This is a genomic window from Massilia phyllosphaerae, from assembly GCF_034659755.1.
GTDB lineage: Bacteria > Pseudomonadota > Gammaproteobacteria > Burkholderiales > Burkholderiaceae_D > Telluria > Telluria phyllosphaerae.
Map to the genome: position 1 here is coordinate 232,995 of NZ_JAXSQX010000007.1, position 23,812 is coordinate 256,806.

The 23,812-nt window shown below is 63.8% G+C and carries 20 protein-coding genes; 6 read left to right on the top strand and 14 right to left on the bottom strand.

The window, feature by feature from the left end; genetic code table 11:
- Window positions 1–37: 37 nt before the first annotated feature.
- Window positions 38–1,936, top strand: coding sequence for a CocE/NonD family hydrolase (locus U1H99_RS24580; RefSeq protein WP_323144312.1), 1,899 nt, complete (start codon window positions 38–40; stop codon window positions 1,934–1,936).
- Window positions 1,937–2,121: 185 nt separating this feature from the next.
- On the opposite strand, the gene U1H99_RS24585 is transcribed toward U1H99_RS24580, so the two are convergent.
- The 9 genes from U1H99_RS24585 to ppk1 form a co-directional block, all read right to left on the bottom strand.
- On the bottom strand, window positions 2,122–3,252 hold the full coding sequence (locus U1H99_RS24585) for a Gfo/Idh/MocA family protein (RefSeq protein WP_323144313.1): 1,131 nt from the start codon (window positions 3,250–3,252) through the stop codon (window positions 2,122–2,124).
- A 2-nt stretch (window positions 3,253–3,254) separates the two neighbouring features.
- Complete coding sequence (locus U1H99_RS24590) at window positions 3,255–3,470, bottom strand: hypothetical protein (RefSeq protein WP_323144314.1); 216 nt, start codon at window positions 3,468–3,470, stop codon at window positions 3,255–3,257.
- 12 nt (window positions 3,471–3,482) lie between these two features.
- The gene (locus U1H99_RS24595; protein ID WP_323144315.1) at window positions 3,483–3,725 is read right to left on the bottom strand and encodes a CPCC family cysteine-rich protein; all 243 of its coding nucleotides are present in this window, start codon (window positions 3,723–3,725) and stop codon (window positions 3,483–3,485) included.
- 62 nt (window positions 3,726–3,787) lie between these two features.
- The gene (locus U1H99_RS24600) at window positions 3,788–4,339 is read right to left on the bottom strand and encodes a hypothetical protein (RefSeq protein WP_323144316.1); all 552 of its coding nucleotides are present in this window, start codon (window positions 4,337–4,339) and stop codon (window positions 3,788–3,790) included.
- A gap of 129 nt (window positions 4,340–4,468) precedes the next feature.
- Window positions 4,469–4,996, bottom strand: coding sequence for a TlpA family protein disulfide reductase (locus U1H99_RS24605; RefSeq protein WP_323144317.1), 528 nt, complete (start codon window positions 4,994–4,996; stop codon window positions 4,469–4,471).
- A 719-nt stretch (window positions 4,997–5,715) separates the two neighbouring features.
- Window positions 5,716–6,870 carry an FAD-dependent oxidoreductase gene (locus tag U1H99_RS24610; protein WP_323144318.1) on the bottom strand — a complete coding sequence of 385 codons (1,155 nt, stop codon included), beginning with the start codon at window positions 6,868–6,870 and terminating at the stop codon, window positions 5,716–5,718.
- Window positions 6,871–8,814: 1,944 nt separating this feature from the next.
- Window positions 8,815–9,447 (bottom strand): head GIN domain-containing protein, encoded by a 633-nt coding sequence (locus U1H99_RS24615; protein WP_323144319.1) that lies wholly within the window; start codon window positions 9,445–9,447, stop codon window positions 8,815–8,817.
- 218 nt (window positions 9,448–9,665) lie between these two features.
- Window positions 9,666–10,139 (bottom strand): SixA phosphatase family protein, encoded by a 474-nt coding sequence (locus U1H99_RS24620; RefSeq protein WP_323144320.1) that lies wholly within the window; start codon window positions 10,137–10,139, stop codon window positions 9,666–9,668.
- A complete protein-coding gene (gene ppk1, locus U1H99_RS24625) occupies window positions 10,105–12,273 on the bottom strand; it encodes a polyphosphate kinase 1 (protein ID WP_323144321.1) in 2,169 nt (722 codons plus the stop codon). The genes U1H99_RS24620 and ppk1 overlap by 35 nt, the downstream gene beginning before the upstream one ends.
- A gap of 219 nt (window positions 12,274–12,492) precedes the next feature.
- Here ppk1 and U1H99_RS24630 point away from each other — a divergent pair, with 219 nt between their 5' ends.
- Window positions 12,493–14,859, top strand: a complete 2,367-nt coding sequence (locus U1H99_RS24630; RefSeq protein ID WP_323144322.1) for an FdhF/YdeP family oxidoreductase — start codon at window positions 12,493–12,495, stop codon at window positions 14,857–14,859.
- A gap of 114 nt (window positions 14,860–14,973) precedes the next feature.
- Here U1H99_RS24630 and U1H99_RS24635 read toward each other — a convergent pair whose 3' ends face one another.
- On the bottom strand, window positions 14,974–15,804 hold the full coding sequence (locus tag U1H99_RS24635; RefSeq protein WP_323144401.1) for an alpha/beta fold hydrolase: 831 nt from the start codon (window positions 15,802–15,804) through the stop codon (window positions 14,974–14,976).
- Between the two features lie 202 nt (window positions 15,805–16,006).
- On the opposite strand from U1H99_RS24635, the gene U1H99_RS24640 reads away from it, so the two are divergent.
- On the top strand, window positions 16,007–17,002 hold the full coding sequence (locus U1H99_RS24640; protein WP_323144323.1) for an LLM class flavin-dependent oxidoreductase: 996 nt from the start codon (window positions 16,007–16,009) through the stop codon (window positions 17,000–17,002).
- Between the two features lie 9 nt (window positions 17,003–17,011).
- On the opposite strand, the gene U1H99_RS24645 is transcribed toward U1H99_RS24640, so the two are convergent.
- Window positions 17,012–17,950 carry a LysR substrate-binding domain-containing protein gene (locus tag U1H99_RS24645; RefSeq protein ID WP_323144324.1) on the bottom strand — a complete coding sequence of 313 codons (939 nt, stop codon included), beginning with the start codon at window positions 17,948–17,950 and terminating at the stop codon, window positions 17,012–17,014.
- Between the two features lie 108 nt (window positions 17,951–18,058).
- Here U1H99_RS24645 and U1H99_RS24650 point away from each other — a divergent pair, with 108 nt between their 5' ends.
- Window positions 18,059–18,442, top strand: a complete 384-nt coding sequence (locus U1H99_RS24650) for an OsmC family protein (RefSeq protein WP_323144325.1) — start codon at window positions 18,059–18,061, stop codon at window positions 18,440–18,442.
- Window position 18,443: 1 nt separating this feature from the next.
- Entirely contained in the window at window positions 18,444–19,382 is a 939-nt protein-coding gene (locus tag U1H99_RS24655; protein ID WP_323144326.1) for a pirin family protein, read from the top strand.
- Here the strand turns inward: U1H99_RS24655 and U1H99_RS24660 are convergent.
- Together U1H99_RS24660 and U1H99_RS24665 are read right to left on the bottom strand one after the other, a co-directional pair.
- Window positions 19,336–19,932 carry a TetR/AcrR family transcriptional regulator gene (locus U1H99_RS24660; protein WP_323144327.1) on the bottom strand — a complete coding sequence of 199 codons (597 nt, stop codon included), beginning with the start codon at window positions 19,930–19,932 and terminating at the stop codon, window positions 19,336–19,338. The genes U1H99_RS24655 and U1H99_RS24660 overlap by 47 nt on opposite strands.
- A 198-nt stretch (window positions 19,933–20,130) precedes the next feature.
- Complete coding sequence (locus tag U1H99_RS24665) at window positions 20,131–22,023, bottom strand: putative bifunctional diguanylate cyclase/phosphodiesterase (RefSeq protein WP_323144328.1); 1,893 nt, start codon at window positions 22,021–22,023, stop codon at window positions 20,131–20,133.
- Window positions 22,024–22,256: 233 nt separating this feature from the next.
- On the opposite strand from U1H99_RS24665, the gene U1H99_RS24670 reads away from it, so the two are divergent.
- Window positions 22,257–22,985, top strand: coding sequence for an SDR family oxidoreductase (locus U1H99_RS24670; protein WP_323144329.1), 729 nt, complete (start codon window positions 22,257–22,259; stop codon window positions 22,983–22,985).
- Window positions 22,986–22,992: 7 nt separating this feature from the next.
- On the opposite strand, the gene U1H99_RS24675 is transcribed toward U1H99_RS24670, so the two are convergent.
- Window positions 22,993–23,703: a glutathione S-transferase family protein gene (locus U1H99_RS24675; RefSeq protein WP_323144330.1), complete on the bottom strand. Its 711-nt coding sequence runs from the start codon at window positions 23,701–23,703 to the stop codon at window positions 22,993–22,995.
- Between the last annotated feature and the right edge of the window lie 109 nt (window positions 23,704–23,812).

Genomic DNA, 23,812 nt, shown 5'->3' on the forward strand with positions numbered 1-23,812 from the left:
TCACCCGACAATTTCATCCTCTCTAGCAGGAGCGCCCTTGAGACCGCTGTTCGCCAAACTCGTCGTGACCGCCCTGGTCGCCGCCTACGTTCCCCAGGCCCTGGCTTTCCAGGACTACACCAAGTACAGCCCCGCCGCCCTCGAATCGGAACTGGCCAAGACCACCGTGTCGCGCCTGGGCGTGATGGTGCCGATGCGCGACGGCGTGGCGCTGTCGACCGACATCTACACGCCGAAGAACGCCAAGGGCAAGCTGCCGACCATCCTGTGGAAGACGCCGTACAACGAACACAAGCTGAAGGGCGGCACCCTGCGCTATGTGCTGGAGTCGGTCAAGCGCGGCTACACCTTCATCGTGCAGAACGAGCGCGGCCGCTATTTCTCGCAAGGGAAGTGGGAAATCCTGGGCAAGCCGCAGACCGACGGCTACGACACCCTGACCTGGATCGCGCAGCAGTCCTGGTCGAACGGCAAGGTCGGCACCCTGGGCTGCTCCTCGTCGGCCGAGTGGCAGCTGGCGCTGGCCGGCATGAACCACCCGGCCCACGCGGCGATGGTGCCGATGGCCTCCGGCGCAGGCATCGGTAAGGTCGGGCGCTTCCAGGAGCAGGGCAACTGGTACACCGGCGGCGTGCCGCGCAACCTGTTCTTCGTGTGGCTGTACGGCGTCGACAATCCGCTGCGCGCCGAACTGCCGTCCGCCGCATTGACGGATGAGAAGTTGCGCGCCTACGTCGAAGCCTACAACGACCTCGACGCCACCAAGCCGAAAGTCGACTGGAACAAGCAGATCAAGCACCTGCCGGTGGACCGCATGCTGACCGACCTGGGCGAGCCGCCGGCGACCTTCGAACAGTTCATCAAGCGCACTCCGGCCGATCCGGCCTGGCAGCAGGGCGGCCTGTACCACGAAGGCATGGGCTGGGGTGTGCCGGCGCTGTGGTTCAACAGCTGGTACGACGTCTCGATCGGCCCCAACCTCGAGCTGTTCAACGCGGCGCGCGCGGCCAACACCGACAAGCAAGCCAGCGCCAACCAGTACGCGGTGGTGGCGCCGGTGGCGCACTGCCAGTACGCGAAACTGGGTCCCGACACCGTGGTGGGCGAGCGCAACATGGGCGACACCAGCTTCGACGTCGACGGCGCCATCTACGGCTGGTTCGACCGCTGGCTGAAGGGCGACAGCAAGGCCTTCGCGGCCTCGACCCCGCACGTGCGCTACTACCTGATGGGCGCCAACCGCTGGGAGACCGCGGCCCAGTGGCCGCCGCAGAACGTCAAGCCGATGCGCCTCTACCTGCGCTCGAACGGCGCCGCCAACACGCTCAACGGCGACGGGCGCCTGTCAGCGGAGGTTGCGCCGGCCAACGAGGCGCCGGACCGCTACCGCTACGATCCGATGAACCCGGTGCAGACGATCGGCGGCGGCGACTGCTGTAACGGCGGCATCGTGGTGCCGGGCGCCTTCGACCAGCGTCCGGTGGAAGCGCGCGGCGACGTGCTGGTGTATACCAGCGAGCCGCTGACGAAACCGGTCGACGTGGTGGGCTTCGTGGATGCGGTGCTGAAGGTCTCGTCCAGCGCCAAGGACACCGACTTCGCGGTGAAACTGGTCGACGTGGCGCCCGACGGCACCGCCTGGATCCTCGGCGACACCATCTTCCGCGCCCGCTACCGCGACGGCTACGACAAGCCCGCCATGATGACGCCGGGCCAGGTTGTCACCATCCACCCGACGCCGATGACGACCGCCAACCGCTTCGACGTCGGCCACCGCATCCGCGTCGAAATCACCTCGTCCAACTTCCCGAAATTCGTGCGCAACCTGAATACCGGTGGGCCGAACGAGAGCGAGAAGACCGGCGTGGTGGCGGATAACGTGATCCACCATGCGGGGCAGGCGCAGAGCTATATCGAGTTGCCGGTGCTGCGCTGATCGTCCCATCGCCTTCGCGAGGAGCTACGTCGTCCCCGCGAAGGCGGGGACCCATGCCGAATGACAGGATTCGGTATCTTGGAAGCACGCGAAGGTTTCAGGAATATTGACTTCGGTGGTTCAGTATGGATCCACGCCTGCGCGGGGACGACGGTGCATGCCGGCAGGCTGCGAGAAGCTTACCCTCAAGCCCTCAGCGCAATCCGCCGCCGCTCGCGCGCCGATTGATAGATCGCCTCGATGATACGGATATCGCGCAAGCCTTCCTCGCCGGCGACGATCGGCTCGCGGTTCTGGCGGATGCACTGCGCCAGGTGGTCCAGTTGGCCGGCCCACATGGTTGTCCCAGCCCGCAGCCCGGTCGTGGGCGGCGGCGTGACCGCCTCTCCCATCCCGCTGCCCACGCGCAGGCGGATGCCCTGGTAGCTGGTCGCCGGTTCCAGTTCGATCCGGCCTTTCTCGCCCATCAGCAGGATCTGGTTGCGGTTGGCGCTGTACATCGACATGCACGAACCCAGCACGCCGGACGGGAATTCCAGCTCGAACTCGATCATGTCCTCGACTTCGCGGAAACGCGGATCGCTGCGGTCGGTGCGCTCGGTGCGCTCGGTGGCGTACACACTCACCGGTTCTTCGCCCGTCATGTAGCGCGATGCATTGAGCGCATAGATGCCGATGTCCATCAGCGAGCCGCCGCCCGACATCGCCTTTTTCAGGCGCCAGGCCGACGGATTGCCGGCCACGAAGCCGTGCTCCGAGCGGAAGTAGCGCAGCTTGCCGATCTCGCCGGCGCGGGCGCGGCGTATCGCTTCCAGGTTGTTCGGCTCGAAGTGGCAGCGGTAGCCGATCATCAGCTTCTTGCCGGCCTGCCTGCAGGCGGCGATCATGGCTTCGCATTCGGCGCTGGATACCGCCATCGGCTTTTCGCACATCACGTGCTTGCCGGCCCTGGCCGCGCGGATCGTGTATTCGGCGTGCATCGATACCGGCAGGCAGACGTAGACCACGTCGATGTCCGGATTGGCGCGGATGCTGTCGTAGTTCTGGTAATTATAGATGTGGGTCTCGGGGACGCCGTATTCGGCGGCGACGCGCTTCGCTTTCGCCGGGTCGCCGCTGACCAGCGCCACCAGCCGGCTGTGCTGGCAATTCTTGAACTGCGGGATGATGATGCCGAGGCCATAGCCGCCCAGGCCGACGATGGCATAACCGACCTTGCGGTCTTCGGCCGCGGCAAAGGCCGGTGCGCCGATCGCCGATGCCGCCAGTGTGCTGCCGGCGGCCAGCATGAGGCCGCGTCGATTCAGATCCACCATCTTCACTCCCTTTTCAACTTACGAAGAGAAATCGATTTCAAGAATGGAACGATTGTAATATAAATACGCTTCAGCACGGCAGCAAATGCGCGTGCGGCAACCGTCGTGACGGCAAGCGACAGGCAGACGATGACAACGAAGGCGGCATAGCGTGCCGGGGTAGGCTGCTGCATGGGCGGCTGGTGCAGGAGCGCCGCCGCAACGGCGAATGCCAGCATGACGACCGGGATTCAATCTCTTGGTCTACGCGGCAGGGCTTGTCTACGCAATGCGTCTCGCGCTTCGCGCAACGAATTGCAATTTGCACCGCCTAGATACTCAGGGTCGCTCGACTGAACTGGATCGTCGACCCATCCGCATAAGTCACAAATTTCATAGCATCCGGCCCCAGCATGGGTAATTTGTTCGCAGCAAGGGCAACGGAAAAGCGATTGGTCTTGGAGTGACATCTGTTCTCGTCTTAAAAGAGGCATTTCGCTACTGCAGATGTCCGCTTCTGACCGGTTACTGACGCAAAGTCAAGACTGCTTCGACCTTAGCGGCCATAGGACACCAGGAACTCCCCAACGGTTTCCGATGAGGTCAGCTCTAGCAGCGCTTCTGCAAGCTTGTGTTGCCCCTTTGCGGCGGCAGTAGCAGACAAGGCACTGGCGGTAAAAGCTGTGCTCCACTGCTTTGCTTCGGCACTAGCAACCAAAGTAGGAATGCGGCTTAGTGAGTCGAAGTAATCTGCTATCAGCTCATCTGGAACATCGATGCCATTCTTGTGCCGGCAGATTTCGACCCATGCTGGGAAGTGAAAATAGACATCGGTCACGCGTTCTGGTGAGCTAGCGATTGCGGCGATAACATGGGGAACCGCTGCGAACGAAGCTGAGTACACGTCGCCTTGGTGAGCAAGGGCGCTCCACAGGCTGAACCAGGGTTCGGAACTGCCGTCATCACCGGGAAAAGCAGATAGCTGCTGAAGAAGCTCAGGAATCTTCGCAGCGCTGCCATACGCGTCGCTCAGCTCACTCCACCGTGGACTATTCAATTCCAACATCCCTTGTGCCTTTATCGTGTGACGTGCCGTGTACTTCGTCAACGTCCGCTTCCGGCTAGTTTCTGCCCTCTAATGTACGACAGCAACCGACCCGAACCGGACCTCATCGCGTAAGCGATTCACCGCATTTGTCGACCTGCCAGTACGTACGCATCGTGAACGACCAGCCAGCTACGGGCTTGCAGACTCGGGCACATCAGCCCCGATTGCGCGGTTGATGGCCGCGACGATTGGCTTCAGGCTGGACTCGTCGTAGCCACGAAAGACTTCGACGATCCGGCCATCCGAACCGATGATCACCATGTGCGGAATGCCGTTCACGCCGAATGCATCGCGCGCCTTGTGCTCGGGATCGTAGGACATGGCGATATCGAGCGTCTTCATCGCGCGCACAAGCTTGCGGAAGGTATCGTCGTCTTCCGTGTTGATGGCTACCACCTGCAGGCGGCCCTTGGCTGCCTTCTGGACGTGGTACAGGATGGGCAACTCTTTCAGGCAGTACGGGCACCAGCTTGCCCAGAATGAGATAACGACGGCTTTGCCGGCATAGTCCTTCAGGCGAACCGGTTCGTCCTTGAGCGTGACGCCGAGATTGTCGGGTGCGATCTCGCCTGCGACCGGCATGGCCGCCGACGCAAGGGTCGATATGGCGAAGCAAAGAGAGACGCAGAGACGTGAAAGAAAGGATGAACTGGTCATGGTATCCGTCGAGCTTGAAGTTATGCCGAAAGCAAAGCGCATGGCACAGTGCGATTGCTATCCTTGCGGCTAGATCGTGGGCATGACCGTTCGCTTCTGGCCGTCTCGGCTATTCAGGTGAGCATAACAGCTTGCCGAGCCAGGAAAATCACGAAGTGTCACGAATGGCAGGCGCTGAGCCAGAGCAGACGTCGCTCGTCAATAGTGATCAGCGAGTCTGTCTACAGCCGAAACCTTGCATCCATCAGGACAAAATATTGTCAGAGTCTCCGAGTGCGGGTTCACCGTGCCCCATTCGCGCGTCATTTCCCAGCTCGGTAGTTCATCGCTGTCTTCGCTCCCCGGACTGACAGCAAACGACCAATGTCCTGAGTAGAATACATGTAGCAGAAGGGCTGGTTCGCCCTCGGCAGTTTGAATTTCCAGCGTCGCTACATATCCTTGCTGTGCCAATTTTGGATGACTAGTCGTGTTGAACTCGTCCGTCTCGCCTCCAATGCCTCTGCAACAGATCATTCGGTCGCTTGCTCCCCAGAAGACTGCAGCAACCGTGTCGTCCGAAACCTTCGCGTCCTTGCTCTTCTTAAAAAACACGGCATACCTCTCAGAATTAGGCACACTCGGTCAATGTCCGCTCCTGGCCGGTTGCGGACGTATTGTAGCGTCTGCTTAAGACCCATTGCGGGCATCTGCCTGACCTTTTCCCCTGGGCATATCTGTCAACGCTTCGTCAACATCGCAATTACGTTCTGTGGCGCTTCGTCACCGAAGAAGCGTAGGTGATTTTGCGCGCTCTGCATGGCGACGGCCGCGCTTCGTGAGAATAGCGCCAGTTCGTAAGTCGTCAATGCGGCGTCGATGTCATCGGGATAATTGCAAAGCGCGTGCGCGAGTTCTGCACCGTCGAACAGTGCAAGGTTTGCGCCTTCGCCTGCAAATGGCGACATCAAATGTGCGGCATCACCAACCAGCGTGACACCAGGGATTCTTTTCCATCGATGGTCTACCGGCAACGTATATATGGGCCATACGACTGGCGCAGTATCGCTTGCAGTTACCAGCGCGAGAAGCCGTGCGTCCCACCCGGCAAACTCCATTGCGATACTGTTGAGCGAATTTCTTCTACGAGTAAAATCAATGGCAGCGAACCATGATTCAGGCTTATTCAAAGCAATATAGGTATGCAGCATGCCGTTCGCGTGGTGATGCGCCAGGATCGCTCTGTCTGGCGCCACCGCCATCAAGGTGCCCCGGCCAATGGCCGCCGTGCTTTCGGGATGATTCACTGGACCATCAAAGAGGCGGTTCTCGACAAAGGACGTGCCGCTATATTGTGGCGTGGCGGATGAGACCAGAGACCGTACTCTCGACCATGCTCCGTCGGCCCCAACGAGCAAATCCGTTTCAACCCTAGAGCCATCTGCAAAGACCAATTGATGCCGCCCGTTAGCAAGTTGAATAGCCTGTGTGAGCTTGCTTCCCCACCGGATGGCACCGCCTGGCAGGGAAGCGATTAAAAGGTTTCGCAAAGCACCTCGCTCAACTTCGGGCCTTGTACTAGAGTCCGAGCCCGGCTTGTCAAGCAACACAGTGCCATGTTTGTCAACGATACGCTTGGCATCTTCGCCAGGTAATGCAAGCGCAAGAAACGCATCGTAAAGGCCCGCTGCTTTCAGCGCTGACTGGCCGTTGTACTCGTGAATATCGAGTAAGCCACCTTGAGCCCGTGCTGTGGACGACGCTTCGCCTTCGTAAATGATGGATGGTATGCCGTTGAGGTGCAAAACACGCGCAAGCGTCAAACCGGCCAGACCGGCGCCGATAATGGCGATACGTGAGGGTGTGGAATATAGAGGGCGTGCAGGGTGGGCCATTTATGTGCGTTCCGATCTGAGCCTACGCGACAAAAACGCGCGAGCTCAAAAAAATGCCGACAAAGTCGGGGGAAACGCTGGCCTGCCTTGCAGAAGTACAAAGCGGCGTATATGCGATTGGCTAGCTGCGTGACTAGGCAGTCACTCGAAGTGCAACCATCGTTTTTCGCGGTGTTCGAGGCTGAAGTTTGTCGTAGGCATGGCACTTCTGTCAAGGACTGCTCTGGGCCGATTGGGGGCATCCTGTAGAGTCCGCTTGTAACCCAGAACAGACATGGCAGCACTAAGCGACTTACCTACCGTCGCGGCTTGGGGTTTGCTTGCGAGCTGAACGAGAGCGCCAGATAACTCGAACCGTAAGCCACGCTATAGCAAAGTAGATAGCAATGTCGAGCATGAGAGCTCCTGCAGACAAGCTGTCTTCGAAGAACGCGAGCTGCCCCTCGACGGAAATCCCAGGTGCGTCAAACAAATACGCGAACGGAAAGCCACCCTTCAAGACAGGCCTATAGTCTGCATCGCCATACTGGATCATTTCGGGACCCACTCGCTCAAAAGACACCGATAGAAGCGCTAGCGTCATTGCCAAGATGAGGGTGAGACCTATCAGATTTATTTTGACCAAACGAGACATGGTAACTCCGTCAGTTACGCTTTTCTTCGACTCTCTGCTCTTGGCTGGTTGTTGCTGTCCAGGATACGGGCGGAATCGACCCAAAAGGGACGTTAGCGGAACAAGAGGCTTTTTACATAGCAGCGATCGACACTAGATAGCAGCTGTCTGCGTGTCCTGGCCAGTCATCATGCGAGTATGCAACCGGCCAGACGAACGGCGCAACTATTCAAGGCCAAGGTGAGCGAATCGATATCGGTCTTAGGGGAAGGACCGGAATCGACCCATTACAGACCATTCTTACCGAACTTATGGCGCCGAAGGGGCACATAAATTCTTTTACTAATTAATATTCATGTTCGTCGCTTCGATACCAGTGCGCCAAAAGCCGCTCCCACTGCTACCCCTGGACCAACTCCAAAAAGCGCATTGCCAAACATGCTACCGAAGACATACCCGAACACTACTCCCCACATCATTCCGAGGCTCGCGCCATGAGCTATATAGTTGCCTTTCGGTCGATCCTTAACAGATGACATCGCGTCTCCTCTATCGTCGTGTAATCAATAGTTTCCATACCTGTAGCTACATCTGAACGACCGCTTCTCACGATAATAATACTTTGGTAGCGTCCGCTTCCGCCCCGGAGCGGACCTTGCGGACCTATCCTCGTGCTTTTCCGCCACAGGCTGAGTCAAGCCCATCCTTAGACTTCTCGCAGAAAGATGCTTCTCCTCCGCACGCCACCTTCTTGCCATCCTTGGATTTCTCACAAAAAGGCGCCATTCCTCCGCAAGCCACGGTTTCGCCAGAGCCGGACTTTGCACAGAAGTGCGCCAGTCCACCACACGCAACGTTGCTGTGATCTTTGGATTCCAAGCAGAAAGGCGCCGATTTGCCGCAAGTTACCGAACGACCATCATTGCTTTGTATGCAGTGATTAAGATCGTTACCAATGCTTGACACCGTTTGCGACGCTGGTTCCGAACGCTGGATAGCGCAACTACTAAGGGCAAAGGCTGCAATGAAAAGCGACGCAGTAACAGCAAATCGAGCGATGTTCATTTTTCATCTTTGACAGTAGCGGAACTAGAAAGGTACTACGGAATATCGTAGAAAAGTTACACACTTTGTCACTCGGCCAATTTCTGCTCTTGGCCGATTGTAGACGGCCGATATAGCTCAGCCTACGTTCTTGTTGCTATCTGGACAAGCCACCGGTGGGCGGGGGCGGCCGCAGCTGCTGTGGCGACTTTATCGTTTTCTGGCAAACTGTATCAGTTGGCGACAACTGCCGGCCGGCCCGGGTTTCTCTGAACGTGCCGTCAAGCTCACTCCCCGGCGCTGACCGACCCCAGCCCGGCCGCCGATTTGTTCACCGTACGCGGCTTGCCGAAATAGCGCAGGCTGCCCATGCCCTGGACCACCGCATCGAGCCTGTCCTTGGCATACACCTGCACGTCGCCCACGCCCTGGAAGCGGACGTCGGCATTATTCGCGATCAGTGACCTGGCATCGACTTCGCCGACGCCTTCGGCGCGCATCTTGAAATTCTTGACGGTGCCGTTGATGTTCAGGCTGGCCGCGCCGCGGTAATTCACGTCGAAGCGCTCGCCGCGGATTTTATTCAGCTTGATTTCCCCGGCGCCTTCGGCACTGAATGCGCGCAGTTCCGGCATCGAAATCAGGATACGCTGGTCGCTGTTGGTGGTGGTGAATTTCTTGTCCTGCATGCGCAGGCGCAGCTCGCCGTTTACGACTTCGCTGACCAGGCCATTGACGAACTTGTCGCTGCCGCGCACGGTCAGCGATTGCGGCGCGCCGGCATCGACGGTCACGCTGATCGGCCCCTGCACGCTGATCGAGGTGAAGGGCGGGGCGGCGCGGACCTGTTCGGCGGCGTGGACGCCGGGGGCAGCCAGGGTGGCAAGGGACAGGCCGATGGCGAGTGCGGAGCGGAGCATGATCGATTCCTTATCGGGTGGAAGTTGAAATCATTATTGGCGCGCCTGTCCTCCGGCGCGCCGCCCTTGCGATGAAATGCACGATTCGCTGGATGAGCTGTCAAGAATCCCACATAAATATCCTTTGTGCAACATCAAGGCGCCGCAATTTTATGCAACTAACCGACATGAGAAATCACGCCAACCCAGGCGGCGGGCCGAAAGGCCCGCCCGCGTCTTCAGCGCAGCTTGCCGACGATATCCGGCCCGACGGCCAGGCGGATGAAGGGCGCCGGATCCTCATCGCTCTTGCGCGCGATCCACAGCAGACTGCCCTTGCGCATCTTCCACTCATGGGCCACGCCCGAGAAGATCAGCGCGGCCACCTGGCCCAGCAGGGGAGCGTGGCCGACCACTACCACCGGCGTCTTCTGGCGCGGCCAGCCGCAGGCGTCGAGGATCACTTCCGGGCTCGAATGGGTGTTCAGCGCGTCGACGGTGACGAACTTGCGTCCCAGCGCTTCGGTGGTCTGGACACAGCGGGTGGCCGGGCTGGTCAGGATGCGGCAGCCGGCCGGCAGCTGGCGGTCGAGCCAGGCGCCGACGCGCGAGGCGTGGCGCGCGCCCTTCGGCGTCAGCGCCCGCAGCTGGTCGGTGACGTCGTCCTCGGTGTGCGGTTCAGCTTCGGCGTGGCGCCACAGGATCAGTTCCATGTTCGTTTTCCTTGTTGTGATGATCCGGTCCCAGGCCCAGCATGTCCATCAGCGCCCCCTGCGCGCTGAACGCCTTCTGGCTGCCGCGCGGCTTGCGCCGGCGGTAGCGGCCGTCGCTGCCCAGTTCCCAGGCGTTGACGTTGTCCTTCAGGTAGACCTGCAGGCCTTCGCGCAGCACGCGCTTCTTGAGGGCCGGCGCATGCACCGGGAATGCCACTTCGACCCGGCGGAACAGGTTGCGGTTCATCCAGTCGGCGCTGGCCAGGTAGATGTCGTGCTTCAGGTTGTTGCGGAAGTAAAAGACCCGCGTGTGCTCCAGGAAGCGGCCGACGATCGAGCGCACCTTGATGTTCTCGGACAGGCCGCGCACGCCGGGGCGCAGGGCGCAGGCGCCGCGCACGATCAGGTCGATGCGCACGCCGTCGGCGGAAGCGTCATAGAGCGCGCGGATGACCGATTCGTCGGTCAGCGAGTTCATCTTGGCGATGATGCGTGCCGGCTTGCCCTCCTTGGCGATCGCGGCTTCGTGGCGGATCGCGCGCACGATTTCCTTTTGCAGCGAGAACGGCGCCAGCCAGATGCTGTTCAATTGCGTGGGCCGGGTCAGGCTGGTCAGGTGGATGAAGACTTCGTTGACGTCGGCGGTCAAGGCCTCGTTCGAGGTCAGCAGGCCGAAGTCGCTGTAGTGCTTGGCCGTGGTCGGGTTGTAGTTGCCGGTGCCGAGGTGGGCGTAGCGGCGCAGGCCGCCCGTTTCACGGCGCAGGATCAAGGCCATCTTGGCGTGGGTCTTGAGGCCGACCACGCCGTACACGACCTGGGCACCGGCTTCTTCCAGGCGCTCGGCCCAGTTGATGTTGGCTTCCTCGTCGAAGCGCGCCATCAGTTCGACGATGACGGTGACTTCCTTGCCGCGCAGGGCGGCGTTGATCAGCGCTTCCATCAGTTCGGAGTTGGCGCCGGCGCGGTAGATAGTCTGCTTGATCGCGACCACGCTGGGGTCGCTGGCCGCGGAGCGGATGAAGTCGATCACCGGCTGGAAGGACTGGAACGGGTGGTGCAGCAGCACGTCCTGCTTGTCCAGCACGTTGAAGATGTCGTGATGGGTGGCCAGCCTGGGCGGAAAGCCCGGTGCGAACGGCGGGAACTTCAGGTCGGCGCGCGTGCTGGTATTGGCGATTTCGAGCAGGCGGCCTATGTTGACCGGGCCGTCCACCGAGAACAGGCGCGAGCGGTCGATCGAGAACTGCTCGAGCAGGAAGTCGGACAGGTGGCGCGGGCAGCCGCGCGCCACTTCCAGGCGCACGCCGAAGCCGTAGTTGCGGCTGTGCAGTTCGCTCTGCAGCGCCTGGCGCAGGTTTTTCACTTCTTCCTCGTCGACCCACAGGTCGCTGTTGCGGGTGACGCGGAACTGCGAGTACGACACGACCTCGCGCCCGGTGAACAGGTCGGCCATGTGGGCCTGGATCACCGAAGACAGCAGGCAGTAGGACGCCCCCGGCTTGTCGGACAGCTCGTCCGGCAGGCGGATCACGCGTGGCAGCACGCGCGGCGCCTTCATGATCGCGATGCCGGTGCCACGCCCGAAAGCATCCTTGCCGGCCAGCTCGACGATGAAGTTCAGGCTCTTGTTGATCACGCGCGGGAAGGGGTGGGCCGGATCCAGGCCGACCGGGGTCAACAGCGGCCGCACCTCCTTGTCGAAGTATTGCTTGACCCAGGCTTTCTGGGCCGCGTTGCGGGCCGAGCGGCGCAGCAGGTGGATGCCGTTCTCGGACAGCTTGGGCAGGATCTCGTCGTTCAGCAGTGCGTACTGGCGCGCAATGATCTGGCGGCATTCTTCGCTGGTGCCCTCCAGGTTGAGGCTGGCGACGTCGTCGACGCCGCTGTTGTGCTGGTACTGGGCCAGCAGGCTGGCCACCCGCACTTCGAAGAACTCGTCGAGGTTGCTGCTGACGATGCACAGGAAGCGCAGCCGTTCCAGCAGCGGCACCGACGGGTCTTCCGCCTGCTCCAGCACGCGGCGGTTGAATTCGAGCAGGGACAGCTCGCGGTTCAGGAACAAGGGGCTGTACGGGTCCGTCGGTACTGCAGGGAGTGTTACCGGTGCGTCGTCGCTTTTCAACTTCAAATCCATGTTTTGAAATATTTCACTCTAGTCAATAGAGTGTAGGAGCCTCAGATGACAGGATTGTGACAGAGCGGTTCCGCCCATGGCGCATCAGAGCGCCCGGTGCCGGGCGCGCTGGTCCGCCGGCATTAGGTCTTGCACAGTGTCTACTGAAAATCGTGCACGCGCACCGCCCCGTAGAATGACCCGCATTGCATAGACGTCACACGTTTCAAAGGAGTTTGTATGGGCAAGAAAGATGTACCGGGAATCGGCGAGTATGGCGGACCGGCCGGCGGCTGGGGCGCATTGCAGGCGGTGGCCAAGGCAATCCGCGGCCAGATGTCGGCTAAGGGTACGACGATCATGATGAAGGTCAACCAGCCGGAGGGTTTCGATTGCCCCGGCTGCGCCTGGCCCGATCCGCGCGAGCATTCATCCTTCGAATTCTGCGAAAACGGCGCCAAGGCCGTGTCCTGGGAAGCGACCAACAAGCGCACCACGCCCGAATTCTTCGCCCGGCATACCGTCAGCGAGCTATGGAACTGGGAAGACTTCGCGCTCGAGTGGGAGGGCCGGCTGACCCATCCGATGGTGTACGACGCCGCCACCGATAAATACCTGCCGGTATCGTGGGAGCAGGCGTTCCGGGACATTGGCGCGATCCTGCGCAGCCTGCCGGACCCGAACATGGCCGAGTTCTATGCCTCCGGCCGCGCCTCCAACGAAGCCGCCTTTCTATACCAGCTGTTCGCGCGTGAGTACGGCACCAACAATTTCCCGGATTGCTCGAACATGTGCCACGAGGCCACCAGCGTCGGCCTGCCGGAATCGATCGGCGTCGGCAAGGGCACCGTGACGCTGGAAGATTTTCATGCCTGCGACGCCATCTTCTCGTTCGGCCACAATCCGGGCACCAACCACCCGCGCATGCTGGCCACGCTGCGCGCCGCCTCGCTGAGGAACGCGCCGATCGTGGTGTTCAACCCGCTCAAGGAACGCAGCCTGGAGCGTTTCAAGTCGCCCCAGCACCCGCTCGAAATGACGGTAGGCAAGGCGGTGCCGATCGCGTCCTCGTATTACCAGGTCAAGGTCGGCGGCGACTGCGCCGTCATCAAGGGCATGATGAAAGCCCTGTTCGCCAAGGATGCGGCCGACCTGGAAAAGGGCGGTGAAGGCGTGCTCGACCGCGACTTCATCCGCGACCACACCAGCGGCTTCGAAACCCTGGTGGCCGACATCGAGAGCACGGGCTGGGACGAGATCGAATCCGTGTCCGGCCTGCCGCGCGCGGACATCGAAGCGGCGGCCGACGTGTATGCGAAGGCCAAGCGCGTCATCATCTGCTATGGCATGGGCATTACCCAGCACAAGCACGGCACCGCCAACGTGCAGCAGCTGGCCAACCTGCTGATGCTGCGCGGTAACCTCGGACGCGAAGGTGCCGGCATCTGCCCGCTGCGCGGCCACTCCAACGTGCAGGGCGACCGCACGGTCGGCATCACCGAGATCCCGAGCCAGTCCTTCCTCGACAGCCTGGAACGCGTGTTCGGCTTCAAGCCGCCGCGCGAGCATGGCCACGGTGCCGTGGAAGCGCTGAAGGCGATGGGTGACGGCCGCGCCAAGGCCCTGATCTGCCTCGGCGGCAACCTGCCGGTGGCGATGCCCGACCCGCAAGCCTGCTTCGCCGCGGTGCGCAAGCTCGACTTGTGCGTCAACATCGCCACCAAGCTGAACCGCTCGCACCTGCTGGTCGGCAAGCACACCTACATCCTGCCTTGCCTCGGCCGCACCGAGCTCGACGTGCAGGCCACGGGGCCGCAATCGGTGACGGTCGAGGATTCGATGTCGGTGGTGCACGCCTCGCGCGGCAGCCTGCCGCCGGCTTCGCCCGAGCTGAAATCGGAACCGGCGATCGTGGCCGGTATCGCCAAGGCGACACTGCTGCATTCCAAAATCGATTGGGATGCGATGATCGCCGACTACGGCCGCATCCGCGATTGCATCGAAGCCGTGTTCCCGGACTTCGGCAACTACAACGAGCGGGTCAAGGGGCCGCACGGCTTCCGCCTGGATATCCCGGCCGGCCGCCGCGAGTGGCGCACCAGGTCCGGCCGCGCCAACTTCATCGTATTCGACAGCAAGAACCAGCGTCCGCTGGCACGTCCCGGCGTAAAGGATGCGCTGGTGCTGGCCACGGTGCGCAGCCACGACCAGTACAACACCACGATCTACGGCAAGAACGACCGCTACCGCGGCGTGACCGGACGCCGCGACGTGGTGTTCGTCAACGCGGCCGACCTCGCCGAGCGCGGCCTCGAGCATGGCGACATGGTCGATATCGAAGCAGTCGCCGATGGCGAGCAGGGCGGCGAGACGCGCATCGTGCGCAACTTCGTGGCGGTGGCCTACGACATCGCGCGCGGGGCGGCCGCGGCCTACTACCCGGAAGCGAACAGCCTGGTGGCGCTGAGCAATTTCGACGAGCGCAGCGGCACACCTTCTTACAAGTCGGTGCCGATCGTGATCAGGAAGGCAGCGCAGCCGGGGCCGTCGGGCGAGGCGAACAAGTCGATGCGTGGCGTGTCGCCGGGGAGCCGGGAAGCAGCGTAACCGTCGCCCCTGCGAAGGCAGGGGTCCAAGTTGTTCGCAGGCCACCAGCAGCCGTCATGGCTGCTCACGCAAACTTGGGTTTCCGCCTGCGCGGGAACGACAGCTCAATTGGCACTAGCTCCTGATAAACGCCAGAATATCCGCATTGATCTGCTCCGCATGGGTCGTCGGCATCCCATGCGGGAATCCCGGGTACGTGATCAGCGTCCCATTCGGCAATAGCTCGGCCGTCCGCGGTGCCGAGTTGGCGTAGGGCACGACCTGGTCGTCATCGCCGTGCTGCACCAGCACCGGGATCGCGATCCGTTTGAGGTCTTCGGTGAAGTCGGTCTGCGAGAATGCGACCACGCCGTCGTAATGCGCCTTGACCGATCCTTGCATGCCCTGGCGCCACCAGTTGGCGATGATGCCGTCCTTGGGCTGGGCGCCGGGGCGGTTGTAGCCGTAGAACGGGCCCTTGGCGATGTCCAGGTAGAACTGGGCGCGGTCGGTGGCGGTGTTGCGCTGGAAGTCGTCGAAGACTTCCTTCGGCAGGCCGCCGGAGTTGGCGTCGGTACGCACCATCAGCGGCGGTACCGCGGCCATGAGTACGGCTTTCGCCGCGCGGCCCTGGCCGTGGCGTGCCAGGTAGCGCACCACTTCGCCGCCGCCGGTGGAGTGGCCGATGTGGATCGCCCCGAGCAGGCCAAGGTGGTCGACCACGGCCGCCAGGTCGTCGGCATAGTGGTCCATGTCGTGGCCGTCGGACACCTGGCTCGACCTGCCGTGGCCGCGCCGGTCGTGGGCGATGACGCGGTAGCCCTGGGCCAGGAAAAACATCATCTGGGCGTCCCAGTCGTCGGCACTGAGCGGCCAGCCGTGCGAAAACACGATGGGTGTGCCGTGGCCCCAGTCCTTGTAGAAAATGCGGACGCCGTCCGCGGTCGTCACGTAGTTGGTCGTCATGGTCGTCATGCGTAGGCTCCCGAAGCTTGAGAAGGTGGGCCTGCACCGGCGTGGTGCGGGCGCGGATCCTGCCGTGCTACCGTTCCTGCATATTCCGATGCCACGATAAGGGTTGGCGCCATCGCCGGTTTGCGCTGGCGCATGCGCACGCGCGTGCTGGCTACAATGGCTTGTCCATGCCACGTCACTTTACCGCGAACCAATGCCCTCCGAACCTATCGATTCTGCACCCTTCAACCGTGCCTACGCCCGCGTACTGGGTGCCGGCCACCTGACCCTGGGCTTGATGACGCCGCTCGAGCGCGCGCCCGGACAGGAAGCCGATCTAGCGCGCGAGACGGCGCTGGCGGCCCGTGCCGGCGCCCTCGGCATCGCCGCCCTGTGGACGCGCGACGTGCCGCTGGCGATTCCGCAAGGCAGCAGCGGCGAGGCGGCGCTGCTCGACGATCCCTTCGTCTGGCTGGCCGCGCTGGCGCTGGCCGCGCCCGGCGTTACCATCGGCACCGCCGCGGCGGTGCTGCCGCTGCGCCATCCGCTGCACCTGGCCAAGGCGGCGCTGTCGCTCGACCGTCTCAGTGGCGGCCGCTTCATCCTGGGGCTGGGTTCGGGCGACCGGCCGGAAGAGCTGGCCGCGTTCGGCGTCGACCGGCCGCCGGAACTCCTGTACCGCGAAGGCTGGGAACTGCTGCGCAGCGCGCTCGCGCCAGCCGCCGACGAACGCGCGGCGATGCTGGCGGCCACCGGCGGCTTCGTGCCCGGCCTGGCGCCGGCGGCACGCATCCCGATGCTGGCGGTCGGCAGCGCGCGCCAGTCGCTGCAGTGGATCGCGGCGCAAGCCGACGGCTGGGCCACCTACCACCGCGAGGAAGCGCGCCAGCAGGGCCGCATCGCGCTATGGCAGCGCGCGCTGGACGAACGCGCCGGCGGCCGGCGCAAGCCCTTCGTGCAGTCGCTGCAGCTGGAATTGCTGGAGGATGCGGATGCGCCGGCGGCGCCGCTGGAACTGGGCCTGCGCGCCGGTCGCCACGCGCTGCTGGCCTATTTCGGGCGCATGGCGCGGCTTGGCGTTGACCACATGCTGGTGAACCTGCAGGGACCGCGGCCGGTGGCCGAGCAGCTCGAGGAGCTGGGCGCGGCGCTGGTGCCGCGGCTGGCGGCGCTGCGGACCGGCGCCGGCAGCGACGCCATGCCGTCCTGATCGGGATGCTCAGGCGCCGGCAGCGCGCTCGACCGGACAATTCATCGTGAGCATGCGCGCCAGCGGCGGATGACTACGCATCCGCTCGCGCCACCAGCGCAGCGCGGCGCCATCCTCGCCGGTGCGCCAGGCCATGTACAAAGTCTCGTCCGGCTTGGGTTCCTCGACCGCCTTGGCCACCAGGCGGCCGGCGGCGATATCGGCACGGGCCCAGGCTTCGGGCAGGAAGCCGAAGCCGAGGCCGGCCAGCTGGAATTCGTATTTGGTCTGCATGTCGGGCACCGTGATGGTGTCCTGGCCGAATAGCAGGCCGACGGTGCGCGCCTGCAGCGTGCGCACCGAATCGGCGACGGACACGGCGCGGTAGGGGGCCAGGTCGGCCTTGCCGAGGCGGTGCGGCACGCGCGCCAGCGGATGGCTGGGAGCCACCACGAACACGAAGCTCATGTGGGCCAGCGGTTCGGCGGTGTAGCCGCCGCCGGACGGGCCTTCGCCAGCGGCGCCCACCAGCAGGTCGACGCGCCGGTCCAGCAGGCTCTCCCAGGTGCCGGACAGCGCTTCCTTGACGATGCGCAGGCGGGTCTGGTCGGCCGCTTCGTAAAAGGCGCGGATGTCGTCCTGCAGCCCGAGCGGCGACAGCGCCGAATCGACCCCGATCGCGAATTCGGTCTCCCAGCCGGAGGCGACGCGCCGCACCCGGCTTTCGAGGTCGCTCGCCGCTTTCAACAGGTAGCGCCCTTCCTTCAGCAGCTCCTCGCCGGCCGCGGTGAGCACCACGCGCGGACCGAAACGTTCGAACAATTGCACGCCGAGGTCTTCCTCGAGCTTGGACACGGTGTACGAAATCGTCGACGGGACCCGGAACAATTCTTTCGCGGCACTGGAAAAGCTGCCGCGGCGGGCGATGGTGTCGACGGTGAGGAGGGCATCGAGGCTGAGTTTGAGCATGGCGGCAATCTATCGAAAAAATCGATGATAGACAAGAAAATAACTCGTTTTGCGTCAAGTGCCAGCTTGTCCATAATGAGGCTCATCACATCGAGAACGGGAGGCATCATGGAAGTGACGACGCACCGCGGCACCGGGCCGCTGCAGCAGGTGATCGAGATCGGGCCGCATCGCATCCTGACCGACGTTGCTCCGCAGTTCGGCGGCGAGGCCAGCGGTCCCGAACCGCATGATATCCTGGCCGCGGCGCTGGCGGCGTGTACCACGCTGACCGTCAACCTGTATGCCAAGCGCAAGGGCTACGCCCTGGACGAAGTCCGGGTCGGCATCCGCCACGGCCAGGAAGGCGCGGCCTATGCCCTGCACCGTACCATTCATTACATCGGCGCATTGTCCGACGACGACAAGACGCGCCTGACCGAGGTCGCCAACAAATGCCCGGTTCATAAGACCCTGTCCGGCCAGATCAACATCACCACGGAGGCAAACTGATATGAGCACCCTCGACCCGCACCATCACGACGACGACAGCATGCTCGAGACCATCATTGTCCCGCGCACCCACGACCTCGGCGACGGCTTTGAAGTGCGGCGCGCACTGCCGCACAAAGACCGCCGCATGGTCGGCCCCTTCGTCTTCCTCGACCAGATGGGGCCGCACGTGTTCCAGCCGGGGCGCGGCATCGACGTGCGCCCGCATCCGCACATCGGACTGGCGACTGTCACGTACCTGCTGTCGGGCGAGATCTCGCACCGCGACAGCCTGGGCACCGTGCAGGACATCAAGCCGGGCGAAGTCAACTGGATGACGGCGGGGAAGGGCATCGTCCACTCCGAGCGCACCGGCCCGGCGCCGCGCGCGGCCGGCTCGATCCTGTCCGGGCTGCAGTGCTGGGTGGCGCTGCCCAAGGCGAAGGAAGAGATCGATCCGGGCTTCATCCACCTCGGCACCGAGGCGCTGCCGACGATCGAGGGCGACGGCGCGCATGCCCGCATCATCGCCGGCGACTATTTCGGCAAGCGCTCGCCGGTGCCGGTGGCGTCGCCGATGTTCTATGTCGACTTGGTCCTGCAGCCGGGCGCGCGCCTGACCATGCCGGCCGAGTATCCGGAGCAGGCGCTGTACGTGGTCGAGGGTTCGCTCGACCTCGGCCGGGACGGGGTGTTCGGCGCCGGCCAGCTGGTGGTGCTGAAACCTGGCGCCAGCCTGACGCTGGGCGCCGCCGGCGGTGCCGGCGCGCGCGTGATGCTGCTGGGCGGCGAGCCGATGGATGGTCCGCGCTACCTGACCTGGAACTTCGTGTCGAGTTCCGAAGACCGGATCGAGCAGGCCAAGGAAGACTGGCGCGCGCGCCGCTTTGCCGACGTGCCGGGCGAGACCGAGTTCATTCCGCTGCCGGATCTGCCGGGGCGGCCGGTGCGTTATCCTTGACCGCGTCCGGCACCGACAGCGCCGCGCGCACCGCCGCCAGGATGCGCTGCGAGGTTGGCTGATCCATGACGCTGCGTGCCAGCGTCAGGGCGCCGACCATGGCGGCCAGCGCCACCAGGCCCTGCTGGGGGCCGGCTTCCAGGGTGCAGGCGTCGAGCCGGCGGGCGTAGCGGGCCACCAGCACGTCGGTATTTGCGCTCGGCGTATCGCGCAGGCCCAGTTCGGCTGCCAGCGAGGACAGCGGACAGCCGTGGCCCGGATCGTCGCGGTGCTGCGGCGACAGGTACTGGTCGATGAAAGCGCGCAGCTGGGCCGTGTCCTCGGGCGTGGGCCAGCGTTCGAGGGTCTGCTCGACGGCGGTGTCGAGGGCCGCTTCGACCAGCGCCTGCTTGGTCGGGAAATGGGCATAGAAGGCGCCATGGGTCAGGCCCACACCCTGCATCAGGGGCGCCAGGCCGGTGCCGCAGATGCCGTCGCGGCGCATGCGCTGGGCTGCCTCGTCGAGGATGCGCTCGCGCGTTTCTTCTTTGTGTTGTTCGGTGTATCGCATGTCCTGCTGCCGTGCCGTTGACCACTGGTAATAATAAAATGCCGGCCAGGATGGGCTGCGGGAGGCGTGGCAGCAGGCTGGCGCGGACCGGAAGGTCCGCCGCTGTGCGCGTGGCGGTGCTTGGGGCACGCTGGAAGCAGTCTAGCAGAGAAACCAGAATTCGCTTGCACAATTGACAACGTGCGCTGTCAGCCTGCCTCACACCACCGGCTGGGCTGCCCGGGCCGCGTGGTGGCGCAGGTAGGCGGCGCATTCGGCCGCGGGCAGCGGCTTGCTGAATACATAGCCCTGGATGTGGTCGCACTCCGCGGCGCGCAAGGCATCCAGTTGGGCGATGTTCTCGACGCCTTCGGCGATCACTTCCAGGCGCAGGCTGTGGGCCATGGCGATGATCGCGCGCACCATGGCCAGCGATTCGGCGCTCTGGTGCATGTCGAGCACGAACGAGCGGTCGATCTTGAGCTTGTCGACCGGCAGGCGCTTGAGGTAGCTGAGGCTGGAGTAGCCGGTGCCGAAATCGTCGATGCTGAGCGTGACGCCGAGCTCGCGCAGGCGGGTCATGAGGGCGGCGCTGCGGGCCGGATCGTCGATCGAGATGCTTTCGGTCAGTTCGAGTTCGAGCATGCCCGGCGGCAGCCTGGCATCGCGCATCGCGGCGTCGACGGTGGCGACGATGTCGGTGGCCAGGAACTGGCGCGCCGACAGGTTGACGGCGAAGGTGACGTCGGGGACGCCTTCGGCATGCCAGGCGCGGCTCTGGGCGATCGCGCTTTTCAGCACCCACTCGCCGATCGAGACGATCAGGCCGGATTCCTCGGCGATCGGGATGAATTCCACCGGCGACACGGTGCCGTGCTCGGGATGGTGCCAGCGCAGCAGCACCTCGATGCCGGCCACGGCGCCGCTGCGCAGGTCGATCTTGGGCTGGTACACCAGGAACAGCTCGTCCTGCTCGAGCGCGCGGCGCAGCTGGCTTTCCAGCGTCAGCTTGCGGTTGACGGCGCGTTTCAGCTCTTCGGAAAAGCGCTGGATCTGGCCGCCGCCGAGGGCCTTGGCGCGGCGCATGGCCATCGCCGCATTGTTCAGCAGCAGGTCGCCGTCCTCGCCGTCGTCGGGGCAGATCGCATAGCCGATGCTGCAGGTGAGGGGGATCGGGCCGCCGGGCGTCATGTATTCGTGGTGCACCGCCTGCATCAGCTGGCGCAGGCGGTCGCGCGCGGCGCTGTCGTCGCCCAGGCCCGGCAGCAGCAGCACGAACTCGTCGTTGCCGGCACGCGCCAGCATGTCGCCGGGGCGCAGCAGCGCCTGCAGGCTGCGCGTGATCGTCACCAGCGCCTTGTCGCCGCCGTGGTGGCCGAGCAGCTCGTTGAGGCGCTTGAACTTGTCGACGTTGATCGAGGCGACCAGGGTTTTTGCCTGCACCCGGTTGTCGCCCATGGCCGCCAGGTGCTTTTCCACGGCGCGCACCAGCGACTGGCGGTTGGCCAGGCCGGTCAGCACGTCGTGGTTGAGCAGAAACTCGACCTGGCCGGCAGCCGAGGACAGTTCGGCATTCGACGGATCGAGTTCCATGTGCGCGTACAGCGAGCGCGCGGCGCTGGCCAGCTGGCGGTGCTGGATCAGGCTCTCGACCATGCGTGCCAGGTCGCGCAGGATGTCGAGTTCGTCCTGGCCGAGCGTGCGCGGGACGCGGTCCAGCACGCACAGGGTGCCGATCGCCATGCGGTCGATCGAGAACAGCTGCACGCCGGCGTAGAAGCGCAGGTGCTGCTCACCGGTGACCAGCGGGTTGTCGGCGAAGCGCGGGTCGAGCAGGGCGTCGGGGATCACCAGCGGTTCGTGTTCGAGGATGGCGTGACCGCAGAACGAGACCGCGCGCGGCGACTCGGTCGGGGTGTAGCCGCAGCGCGACTTGAACCACTGGACATCCTTGTCGACCAGCGACACCAGCGAAATCGGCATCTTCAGCAGGCGCGCCGCCATGCGCGTGATGCGATCGAAGGCGTCTTCCGGCGAGGTGCCGAGCAGGCGGGTGGCGTACAGCGCGGCCAGGCGGCGCGCTTCGTCGAGAGGGATGTCCGGAGCTTGCATGGTGCGCTTTCCAGGTCGAGACGAGTCAGACGGATTCTGCCATGCGTCAAGAGTTTGTGCCACACTGTTCAGCTCCCGACACAATTGCTTGAAAACATCAAATTCGGGGTCAGAGCAAAATCGAATCTGCTCTGACCCCGAATTTGCGTTATGTCGTGCGCGCCCGAATGGATGCAACTTGCTTTAACATGCCGCGAGCCGTGTCGTCGCGCGGCACGGATCTGGAGACCATCATGAAAGCGATCGTAACCGGCCATACCAAGGGCCTCGGCGCCTCGCTGGCGCACAACCTGCTGGCGCGCGGCGTGCCGGTGCTCGGCGTGGCGCGCACGCGCGCGCCCAAGCTGGCGGCCGAATTCCCCGAACTGTTCGACGAGGTCGAGCTCGACCTGGCCGACGGCACGGCGCTGGCGCAGTGGCTGGACGGCCGTGCGCTGGCGGATTACCTCGACGGCACCGGCGCCGTCCTGCTGCTGAACAATGCCGGGATGGTTAGCCCGGTCGGACCGCTGGAACAGCAGGACCCGCAGGCGGTGCTGCGCGCGGTGGCGCTGAACGTGGCGGCGCCGCTGGCGCTGTCGGCGGCAGTGGCGCGCGCCAGCAGCGGGGCGCAGCGGCGGATCCTGCATATTTCCAGCGGCGCCGGACGGAATGCCTATCCAGGCTGGAGCGTGTATTGCGGCACCAAGGCGGCGCTCGACCACCACGCGCGCGCGGTGGCCATGGACGAGCAGCACGGCGTCAGGATCTGCAGCCTGGCGCCGGGCGTGATCGACACCGGCATGCAGGCCGAGATCCGCGCGACGCCCACCGCCAGCTTCCCGATGCGCCAGCGCTTCGTCGACCTGAAGGAAACCGGCAGCCTGGCCGATGCCGACGAGTGCGCCGAGCGCCTGGTCGACTACCTGCTGGGCGCCGGCTACGGCGACGAGGTGGTGGCCGACCTGCGTTCGCTGGGCTGACACCCCGTCATTTCGGTGGCGCCGCGGGTATCTTGAGGCCTTTCGCCACCGCCGGCCGCGCCAGGAAGGCCTGCAGCACCCGCCGCACGTTCGGCAACCGGTCCACGTCGACCAGGTCGCCGGCGCCATAGAAGTTCAGCAGGCCGTTTATCCAGGGGAAAGTGGTAATGTCGGCGATGGTATAGGCGTCGCCCATGATCCAGCTGCGCCCCTCGAGACGCCGTTCGAGCACGCCCAGCAGACGTTTGCTTTCATCGAGGAAGCGCTGCTGCGGGCGCTTGTCTTCCCAGTCCTTGCCGGCGAATTTCAGGAAGAAGCCGAGCTGGCCGAACATCGGGCCAATGCCGCCGTTCTGGAACATGACCCACTGCAGGGTCTCGTAGCGGCCCGCCGCATCGCCCGGGATGCACTGGCAGGTCTTCTCGGCAAGGTACATCAGGATCGCACCCGATTCCCATAGTGCCAGCGGCGCGCCGCCGGGGCCGTTCGGGTCGATGATGGCCGGGATCTTGTTGTTCGGGTTCAGCGACAGGTACTCGGGCGAGTTCTGGTCGTCCTTCTCGAACGCGACCCGGTGCACTTCGTAGGGCAGGCCGGTTTCTTCCAGCATGATCGCGGCCTTGACGCCGTTCGGCGTCGGCATCGAATACAGCTGCAGGCGGTCGGGATACTGCGCCGGCCACTTGCGCGTGACCTCGAAACGGTTCAGGTCTGTCATGGCATCCTCGTCACGATTGATTGTGGACCCCATGGTAACAAAGGCCGCGTGACCATGGAGCGCGAGCTCGGCATTGACCGGCCGCAAGGTCTGAAAAAGCATTGAATGG